Source organism: Microcystis sp. M049S2 (assembly GCF_020245625.1).
GTDB lineage: Bacteria > Cyanobacteriota > Cyanobacteriia > Cyanobacteriales > Microcystaceae > Microcystis > Microcystis ichthyoblabe_A.
Genome location: NZ_JADBUN010000205.1, coordinates 24547 through 30546 on the forward strand (window position 1 = coordinate 24547; position 6000 = coordinate 30546).

General features: G+C 45.6%; 5 protein-coding genes and 1 pseudogene. All 6 read right to left on the minus strand.

Going from position 1 to position 6000, the window contains the following annotated elements:
* Positions 1–350 precede the first annotated feature (350 nt).
* The gene (gene psb34, locus IM496_RS17055) at positions 351–659 is read right to left on the minus strand and encodes a photosystem II assembly protein Psb34 (protein ID WP_002783665.1); all 309 of its coding nucleotides are present in this window, start codon (positions 657–659) and stop codon (positions 351–353) included.
* Between the two features lie 173 nt (positions 660–832).
* On the minus strand, positions 833–2206 hold the full coding sequence (locus IM496_RS17060) for a gluconeogenesis factor YvcK family protein (RefSeq protein WP_194016113.1): 1374 nt from the start codon (positions 2204–2206) through the stop codon (positions 833–835).
* Between the two features lie 292 nt (positions 2207–2498).
* Positions 2499–2981, minus strand: a complete 483-nt coding sequence (locus tag IM496_RS17065) for a Tic20 family protein (protein WP_194018246.1) — start codon at positions 2979–2981, stop codon at positions 2499–2501.
* Between the two features lie 122 nt (positions 2982–3103).
* The gene (gene nuoF, locus IM496_RS17070) at positions 3104–4711 is read right to left on the minus strand and encodes an NADH-quinone oxidoreductase subunit NuoF (RefSeq protein WP_287662673.1); all 1608 of its coding nucleotides are present in this window, start codon (positions 4709–4711) and stop codon (positions 3104–3106) included.
* A 28-nt stretch (positions 4712–4739) separates the two neighbouring features.
* Positions 4740–5249: a bidirectional hydrogenase complex protein HoxE gene (gene hoxE, locus IM496_RS17075; protein WP_002774001.1), complete on the minus strand. Its 510-nt coding sequence runs from the start codon at positions 5247–5249 to the stop codon at positions 4740–4742.
* 387 nt (positions 5250–5636) lie between these two features.
* Positions 5637–5858: pseudogene (locus tag IM496_RS17080) on the minus strand (IS630-like element ISMae25 family transposase); the annotation flags it as partial.
* Positions 5859–6000 lie beyond the last annotated feature (142 nt).

Consider the following 6000-nt stretch of genomic DNA (forward strand, 5'->3'; position numbering starts at 1 on the left):
TTGAGAAGTTATCTCTATTGGTTGTTCTATTGTTGATCACGAAGCAACCCACAAAAAACTGAAAAAAATTGTCATACCAATTTTCAATAGTCGTGACTAACATCTGAAAGTGCAATTCCTTTCTCCGAGAGGGATTGCGCTTTGAAATGATCAACAAAGTCTGTCATTACTTTTGAAAAATGATATCAAGTTTAGCAAAGTAAAAAAGTTCAGCTGTCAGATTTACTATTTGGACAGATAGATAGAGTCGGTTCCAATATACGCTCCCGATACTTGGGATGCAGACTCTATGGTGTAAATTAAAGTTTTCCTGTCTCGCTCAACTTAAATGTCAATCCTACGGTTTTTATCTAGCTAACGGAAAAGGTGATTAATAACACCAAAGCAACCAATAAAACCGCCCCTAATCCTTGCAAAATATACCATTTTTGCTGTTCTAAAGATGGGTATTTTGATAGATAAATCTTGGGTTCGCTACCATAGTTATTGATGATTCCTTCATCATCTACTGTATAGCCCTCTGGGAGAGGTATATTAAGTGATTGATAGTTTTGCCCGTTTATATCTAGTTTAACCTCAGCAGGAATTAATTCACTTCCATCGCTTGGGGAATAGACTGTCGCACCTGTCTCTTGATTAGATTTAGTAGAGTAGTGCATGATCATCTCTCTTCAAAATCTGAGTATAACACAGAATAAGGCGAAATGGTTTTTAGGCTAATTTTTTCCTAGGGCTTTAATCAGCAAATTTGGCTAATGTCGGCAAATTAAAGCCAAAAATATGATTTTATAACTTGACAAAGCTAGATAAAAACATTTAGTCATCTCGCTATTTACTTTTTAGCATACCAGCGCCATAAAACTCGGGCTAAACGTTGGGGATCGTGACTAACTTTGCCAGTAACTTCATCTTCTGCCATTACATTCGCTAAAACAATGCGATAACCCATTTTTCCCACTTCCTCGCGATCTAAAAACACAGGATGACTATGCTCTTGGGCGTATAATTGTAGGGATTGGGGCGATGGGAAAGTTCTTTGGGCCAAAACCGCATCAATAATGCGTTCTTCACAGACTCCTTCGATCGCTCGCAAATGATCAGCCACCGAATAATTGTCTGTTTCCCCGGGCTGGGTCATAATATTACAAACATAGACCCGGGGGACTGTCACCTGTGCCAGGGCCTGACGAATTGCGGGAACCAACAAATTAGGGATAATACTGGTATAAAGACTACCCGGCCCGATGATAATATAATCTGCCTCCTTGATTGCCGCTAAAGCAGCCGGTAAAGCGACCGGATCGGCAGGATGACAGCCAATCTGACGAATTTGGCCCATAGCTTCGGTTATCTTCGATTCTCCCTCAATAATGCGCCCATCGGCTAACTTAGCCCAGAGACTAACATCGGTAAGGGTAGCAGGTAGCACTTTACCGCGAATGGCCAAAACTTTGGCACTAGCATCGATCGCCTGTTCCAGATCGCCAGTAATCTCGGTCATAGCACTGATAAATAAATTACCAAAACTGTGGCCCGATAAACCATCCCCGGCATGAAAGCGATATTGAAACAATTCCGTTAATAACTTTTCCTCATCGGCTAAAGCGGCGATACAATTGCGAATATCCCCCGGGGGTAAAATGCCCATTTCCCGACGTAATCGGCCCGAAGAACCGCCATCATCAGCTACGGTGACAATAGCGGTGATATTGGAACTATACTGTTTTAAACCGCGTAAAAGCGTCGATAAACCTGTACCGCCACCAATTGCTACAATTTTCGGGCCGCGATGAAGACGACGATGGGTGCGTAGGAGATCAACTAATTCCTCCGATGCGTCCGGTTGTAGTGCTTCTGTAATCGTTTCGACGGTGCGACTCTGACCCCAGAATAACAAAAAGACACCCAGCAAAACCGCCAGCGGCCCAGAAACAGAATTGGGAACCAAGCGTGCGATCATTTCTAATGCTTGGGAAACAAACTCTAAAAAGCGATTAACTGGGGTTAATTTTACCCAAATAGCCAAACCGAAGGAGGTGAGAAAAACGCCGGTTAAACTGATTAAAAGCCAGCGTTTGACAAAAAGACCGGGAGAAAGCCATTTAAACCAACGATTAACTCGTTTAGGCGTTTTTCTGCCCACAGAAGCGGCTATTTTCCCCTTCTGAGCGTTGAGTTCCCGTAGCGTCTGTTTAAATGGACTCATAGATGTGGCCTGGCAGCGAACGCATTGATTCTGGAGAGACTGTAGCCGAAAAAGGGGACAAACTCAAGCTTAATTAGGGTCTGCTGAAAAAGTTTTTTGTGGGGAGAGGGTGTGGGGTGTGGGGTGTGGGGTGTAGGGTTTTCCCGATTTTGAGGAGGTCAATTACCTAATTTTCAGGGAAAAAGTCCAGGGATTTTCCCCCCGATCACTCCCAGATCCAGTACTTTTTGATTGACAAAAAGTCTAAAAGTCTTACCCAACATGGTTTTTAGATTCATTCAGCCAGCCTAACCTAACCTCCCACCTGGGAATAGGCCGCCTCGGAAATTGTGGGAATATCGGCGTATTTGCCGATAACCGACTGTATAATGCTGTAAACACAGGCGGCAAATGCTCCCAAAAAGACGACGTTAAAAAGAGTTTCTACCACTAAATTCGCCCCACCCCTAGCGACGAAACCTAAGAGCAATCCCAATAAATACACCAAAATATCGATTAAAATCGCCTGCATGGTGTTAAATCGGATAAAATGACTGATGCGGGGATTGCGTACCACGGCGAAAAAGAGGACGAAAAAGATAATTAAACTGCCAAAGCTTCCCAGAGAACTATAGAGAAAAGCTAAGGGAGTTAAAACTATTGCTAAGGCCGCTCCTAAAAAAGGAATTTGCTGGAAGATAAAGATACCGAAGGCAAAGGCCGAATATAAGGGTAAAAGATATACTAAGGCTGCAAAAATGCGATCTTTTGTATCGGTTGAGCCGCGCCAAGTCATAATCTATTGTCTCCTGAGACTACTGCTAACTCTCTCCAAGATAACCCGGCAGCCCACCAGACTTCGCGTAACCGAAAAAATTGCTCGAGGCCGAAGATTGTTAGGCCTCGATCGAGTTATTCTCAAACAGAGACGGGGTACTTGATTTCCTGTAACAGAGCCAGATATTCCTCCTTAAAATACTTTAGGGTACTTAAAATCGGGTTGGGAGCGCTTTGACCAAGACCGCAAAGACTGGTTTCCTTGACCATTTGACAGAGATGTTCTAGGTTTTCGAGGTCGTGAATATCGGCCTTTCGAGCGATAATTTTGGCCAATAATTCAAACATTTGTACTGTTCCCGTGCGACAGGGGATACATTTACCACAGGACTCCTCGCGACAGAATTCCATATAGAATTTCGCCACTTCCACCATGCTGGTGGTGTCATCCATGACCACCATACCCCCAGATCCCATCATCGAACCGAGTTTGGCTAAGGATTCGTAATCTACGGGAGTATCGAGTAAATTAGCGGGAATACAACCCCCAGAGGGGCCGCCGGTTTGTACCGCTTTCACCTGACCATCGGGAATACCACCCCCCATCTCCTCGACAATTTCCCGGAGAGTAATGCCCATCGGCACTTCAATCAGCCCATTATTGCGGATTTTTCCCGTTAAAGCGAAGATTTTTGTGCCTTTACTGCTGGCAGTACCGATATTGGCATACCAAGCGGCTCCCTCGCGGATAATAGCGGCGATGTTAGCGTAGGACTCCACGTTATTAATCAGGGTGGGACAACCATCGAGGCCCGATTGGGCCGGATAGGGGGGACGGGTGCGAGGAGTGCCGCGGCCGCCTTCGATAGAATGGATGAGAGCGGTTTCCTCTCCACAGACAAAAGCTCCCGCCCCGATGCGGATATCCACCTTAAAATCGAAAGTGGACTCGAATACTTGGGAACCCATTAAACCAAATTTTTTGGCCTGATTAATCGCTTTTTGCAGACGATCAATCGCCAGAGGATATTCGGCCCTAACATAGATATAACCATGATCGGCCCCCACGGCATAGGCAGCGATCGCCATTCCTTCCAGGACTAAATGGGGGTCACTTTCCAAAACACTACGGTCCATAAACGCCCCGGGGTCGCCTTCATCAGCATTACAGATAACGTATTTTTGTTGACCCGGTTGTTTAGCCACCGTCGCCCATTTTAAACCAGTGGGATAACCGGCACCGCCCCGGCCGCGCAAACCGCTTTGGGTGATTTCCTCCACCACCTGGGCCGGAGTCATCTCGTAGAGGGCCTTGTAGAGAGATTGATAACCACCGACGGCGATATATTCCTCAATGCGATCGGGATCGATTTTACCGCTATTTTCCCGGACAATTTTGACTTGATGGGAGAAAAAGGGATGTTTTGAGTCCCCTAATTGCACCTCGGTTTTGCCGCCGTTTAAGGCTGCAATAATGCTGGCCGCACTTTCCGGGGTGACTTCTTCGTATAGGAGATCCTGGGGATCCACTTCCACCAACGGACCGCGACCACAAAAGCCCATACAACCGACCCCCACCACTTCGACTGTATCCTCTAGGTGTGCCTCTTTGACGGCGGTGGCGAGGTTTTTTTCGATTTGGAGGGAGTTAGCAGCTTGGCAACCGGTGGAAGTGCAACAATGCACCCGGATGCTTTTTTGTCTAGCTTTTTCCTTTGCGGCCACTGCCAATAATTCTTGTAAGTCCATATTCTTCTCAATCCACTAGAGTGAAAAATTACTGGGAGAAACTCTGTAGTTTCGCTAGGACAGTTTCCGAATCTTGTTTCGGGGCCACGACTCCATCGAAGACCACGGCCGGCGCAATCCCACAAGCCCCGATACAACGGGCCGACACTAGGGAAATTTCTCCATCGGCGGTGGTTTCTCCCACTTTGACATCAAAGCTGTTTTCGATGTCTTCGAGGATTTTGCCGCTGCCTTTGACATAACAAGCAGTCCCCATACAGACAATACAGGTGTGTTTTCCCGCCGGTTTCAGGGAAAAGAGATGATAGAAGGTTGCTACCCCATAGACGCGACTGAGGGGCAGTTTTAGCGCCCGGGCAACGTAGAGGAGAACATCTTCTTCTAGGAATCCGAAAGCTTCTTGGGCCTTGTGCAGGACTTCAATCAGGGCTGATTGATTATATCCTGCTCGCTTCATGGTAATGTCCAGGACTTTGAAGCGTTTATCGCCACTGGGATGCTCTTTTTTCTCCGTTTGAGGAGGATTGGCAGTTTGCATAAATCTTAACCAAATAAATTTTAGGGGCGATGACGGGAAAAATATGGAGAGTTGTCGGTTTTCCCTGGTCATCTCCCTGCTTTTATTCTGACACTGGCTCCGGAGGGCGATCGATAACTTTATCTTTCCTTTAGTTATTGGGGGATATTCAGTTATCAGTGACCGGTAATCAGTTATCAGTCAGGGATTAGGAGATGGAGAGATGGGGTAAAAAGCTGCACTTGTCTCAACACTATAACACCCTGAAGCAATCTCATCAGGTGATGAACACTACGAGAAACTCAGAAAACGGGTTTCTTCGAGAAACCCGTTTTCTATATTTTTCCTGATAAACGTTAATTTCTGTTACAGTGGCTTCTTTATCTAAGGTGTAGTGGAGTGTTTCAGCTAATTTGGTGCAATAGATTCTCCCGATTCCTCCTCCTCAAACACAGGATAAAGATGTTTCAGCTTGACCCTAGCATTGCTGGCCGTAAACGTCCATATTACTGTAGATGCAGTCTGATTACTTTCTTTTTGCCATGTTTCTACCTCCCTTTTCAGTTCTTCCTTGCTAGAAATCCTTCTATCTAAACATTGCCCCGATAAGACGCTTAGTTGAGTTTCGGCTCTCAAGGGGTGACAAAGAGGTTTAAAGGTAGGCAGGATAAAGACTCTAGCCAAATGTCCCCCAAAGAAATAGAGTGGTTATGGCAACTACTCAAAAATTTAAAATGTTACCATCATTCTATCAGGCTTGTTTACAAGCTAA